This is a genomic window from Rhodopseudomonas faecalis, from assembly GCF_003217325.1.
Classification (GTDB): domain Bacteria; phylum Pseudomonadota; class Alphaproteobacteria; order Rhizobiales; family Xanthobacteraceae; genus Rhodopseudomonas; species Rhodopseudomonas faecalis.
In genome coordinates this window covers 1-3093 of record NZ_QJTI01000040.1, presented here as the reverse complement: position 1 = coordinate 3093, position 3093 = coordinate 1, and the positions used below count along the sequence as shown (strand labels likewise).

The window sequence follows — 3093 nt, the reverse complement described above, 5'->3', positions numbered from 1 at the left end:
GATGGGTTTCGCAAGAGCTCAACCCATCCTACGTCGGTTCGGCGCCGGGCTGTCGCTCGCCGAAATTGCTGCCCGGATCGGCGGCATCGCCGGCCCAATCGAGCGGATAGACACCGCGCGCCGCCATGCGGTGGAACGAGGAATGCGGCCAGTCCGCGACGCGGGCAACGTGGCCATGTTTCACCGGGTTGAAATGAATGTAGTCGATATGTCGCGCGACATCGTCGTCGTCGCGCAGCGTATGCTCCCAATAGCGCCGCTGCCAGATGCCGCGTTCGGCTTTCCGCGCGCGGCTCTCGGAAATCCGTTCGCCCGTCGGCATGCCGCGTGAAAACGCGGCCTTGATCAGCCGCCAGCGCGTGGCGAAATCGCGATCGCCATCGGGGAGCGTCCAGACTGCATGAAGGTGGTCGGGCAACACCACGATCGCGTCGATCACGAACGGATGGCGCTGCCGCGTCTCGTGGAAGGCACCGCGCAACAGATCGATGTGATCGGTCAGCAACCGCAGCCGGCGCTCCGCGAGATTGACGGTGAAGAAGAAGCGACCGCCGGCGACGGCGTTGCGCCGATAATTCGTCATCGAAAGGCTCGTTGTGCGGCGATGGGTTTCGCAAGAGCTCAACCCATCCTACACGATTGTGCGGGCTACGCCCGCTACTTCAACGCCGTCTGCATCGCCTTCCAGTCAAACCCCTTCGCCGTCGTCAGCGCTTCGTCCTCGCCGAGCCCCTTGAACGCCAGCGACAGCGCCGCGGCCGGGCCGAGCGCGACCAGGATGGTGCCGGACTTGTCGCTGGCCTGGAACGTTCGGGTCACCTTGAAGCCATCGATCGTGCTGGCGCTGATCGGGCCGTGGCTGGCCTCGGTCTTGAGGCCGGTGCCGGAGGTCGCAAGCCGGCTCTGCGCCGGCGGGCCGGCCAGCAGCTGCACGCTGACATGGATCTCGCCGCGCGCGTAACCGCGCTGCACCATCACGATGCGGCTGCCATAGTCCTGCATCGCCACGCCGCCCGGCTTGCCGGCTTTCCAACCCGGCAGTTCGACCAGCAGCGGCACGAACGGCTCCAGGCCGTCCTCGGCGCGCGCGGACGATTGCGGCGTCAGCGCCGCCGCAGCCAACGCGGGCAACACCACGGCCAAACCAGCAAGACGACGACGCGCGATCATGACAACCTCCACATTCAAGACAGTGGCGGCAGCCTAGCAAGGCCGCCGGCTGCGGCATTGATCTGAATTCGCATGTCACCGATGCGGAAGGTCAAGGAGCGCAACCGTAGCCCGCACGGAGCGCAGAGAAATCGGAGACACACCCCTCGCTGCCACGCCGTCCCCGGATTGCGCTGCGCTTCATCCGGGCTACGGCGCTGCCGTCACTGCAAGTGATGCGATGATCACTTCAGACGAAACTTGTCGCTGCTAATCATCGCCGAAATGCGTTCGACCAGATCGCCGGGACGATCGCTGTCCGAGGTGGCAAGCACATGAGCTTCCAACGTGCCGAGCGACTGAAATTGCCGATGAAGCGCGGTGATCGGGGCCGGATCGGTGAGCGTGTCGCCGCCGCGTTGCTGGCAGCGTGCGATGGCGATGTCCAATGGCGGCCGCAGCACGATGTAATGCGCCGGCACCTTTAGCCCTGCAAATGCCGACAGGAACCACGGCCCGATGATGCCATCGAGAATGACGAAATAGCCGCCCTCGGCATAGGCGGACACGGTTCGGCACAGCGCGTCCATCACCACGCGGTTCTGCGCATCGGATTGGGGCAGATAGGGCGCGATCGCGCCATGCTTGATGAAATGCCAAAAATCATCGGAGTGGAGATGGACCTTCGGCGATCCCGGCATCTGCGCAAGCGCGGCCGCCGCCGTGGTCTTGCCCGCCCCCGGCGGGCCGGTGAGGATCAACACTTCTCCGCGGCGATCAAGCATAATGCACTCTTCAGCCCACCTGGCAGTTCTCCCGCAGGGCCGACAGTGGCAGCGTAATCTGACGCGTGTTGGACAGCAATCTATTCGCGTGCCGGCGCGCACCGTCACGTTCGTTCACATGTAGCCGGAAGGAAGCGCAGCGAAAGCCGAAAGTTCCGTTTGTCCGACTGTCGCCCGGATGGCGGGTGCTCCATCCGGGCGACAGATGTTGTGCACGGCAGGCGCGCTGATCAGCGTGCGAGGCGGCGGCCGGCGGCGCCGCGCGCGCTCACCTGGATCGTCATGTAGCAAGTGACCGTCATGCCCAGTTCTATCTGGCCGGAATCGGGCGAGAATAGATATTCTCGACAGCTACTGCCCGCGGTCGGCAAGTTCGGCACCGCGTAGTCATAGACCAGCTGCCCGGTGTTCAAGGTGCGATACACGGTGACGCGCGCGGCGCGAGCGGTCGGCATGCCGAAATGCTCTTTGACACGTTCGAAGCCGCTCTGCAGATCGTAGCTGATCGCGAAGTTGTTGAATGGCGCGACGCCGACCCAGCCCGGCAAATCCACCTGCCCCTTGTTCTGCAATTGGCGGTTAAAATTCACCTTGAGCCGGCCGTTGCCGTTGATCAGGAAGTAATCGTCAAAAGCGTTGAGGTCCGCTTGCGGCACTTTGCGCGAACTTTGCGCCGCGAGGTTGAGCACCGTCGGGGTTTGCGCCAGCGGCTCGAGATAAGCGGTCTTGAAGAAGAACGTCAGCGATTGCGCGTGGACCGGCGACACCGCGACCAGCATTGCGCCCACACTCAGCATCAGCAATTTGCGCATGAAGACTCTCCAGGGGAAGTGACGAGGCATGATGCGTAAAACTCCGCATCGTCACAACCTGGGACTGTACCTAGTTATCATTGCAACTTTACCGAAACTGCACGGCGATTGAGGCGAAGAGAGAGCCCGGCTGAAGCGCTGCGCATCAGGGGCTACAACCCGTAGCCCCTAGGGTGGATTGGCGAAGCGTAATCCGCCCTTGCGCGGAGACAAGCCCTCGCCTGTCGGCGGGTTACGCCTTCGGCTAACCCGCCCTTGTAATAGCGAAATCGAATATCGTTGGGGTGTTCCGAAAGGAATGCTCTGCCGCGGACGGCCATCCGCGGCAGAGCGGCTGGCGATCGGAT

Annotated in this window: 4 protein-coding genes; all 4 read right to left on the bottom strand. The window is 63.4% G+C overall.

Going from position 1 to position 3093, the window contains the following annotated elements:
* Window positions 1-28: 28 nt before the first annotated feature.
* The gene (locus BJ122_RS18465) at window positions 29-583 is read right to left on the bottom strand and encodes an REP-associated tyrosine transposase (protein WP_110782761.1); all 555 of its coding nucleotides are present in this window, start codon (window positions 581-583) and stop codon (window positions 29-31) included.
* Window positions 584-657: 74 nt separating this feature from the next.
* Window positions 658-1170 carry a hypothetical protein gene (locus BJ122_RS18460; protein WP_110782760.1) on the bottom strand — a complete coding sequence of 171 codons (513 nt, stop codon included), beginning with the start codon at window positions 1168-1170 and terminating at the stop codon, window positions 658-660.
* Window positions 1171-1394: 224 nt separating this feature from the next.
* A complete protein-coding gene (locus tag BJ122_RS18455; protein ID WP_110782759.1) occupies window positions 1395-1934 on the bottom strand; it encodes an AAA family ATPase in 540 nt (179 codons plus the stop codon).
* Between the two features lie 230 nt (window positions 1935-2164).
* Window positions 2165-2746: a hypothetical protein gene (locus BJ122_RS18450; RefSeq protein WP_110782758.1), complete on the bottom strand. Its 582-nt coding sequence runs from the start codon at window positions 2744-2746 to the stop codon at window positions 2165-2167.
* Between the last annotated feature and the right edge of the window lie 347 nt (window positions 2747-3093).

Bases quoted from the DNA above. Each gene is read 5' to 3' on its own strand.
- BJ122_RS18450 (WP_110782758.1), bottom strand. From the start codon at position 2,746: ATGCGCAAATTGCTGATGCTGAGTGTGGGCGCAATGCTGGTCGCGGTG.
- BJ122_RS18460 (WP_110782760.1), bottom strand. From the start codon at position 1,170: ATGATCGCGCGTCGTCGTCTTGCTGGTTTGGCCGTGGTGTTGCCCGCG.
- BJ122_RS18455 (WP_110782759.1), bottom strand. From the start codon at position 1,934: ATGCTTGATCGCCGCGGAGAAGTGTTGATCCTCACCGGCCCGCCGGGG.
- BJ122_RS18465 (WP_110782761.1), bottom strand. From the start codon at position 583: ATGACGAATTATCGGCGCAACGCCGTCGCCGGCGGTCGCTTCTTCTTC.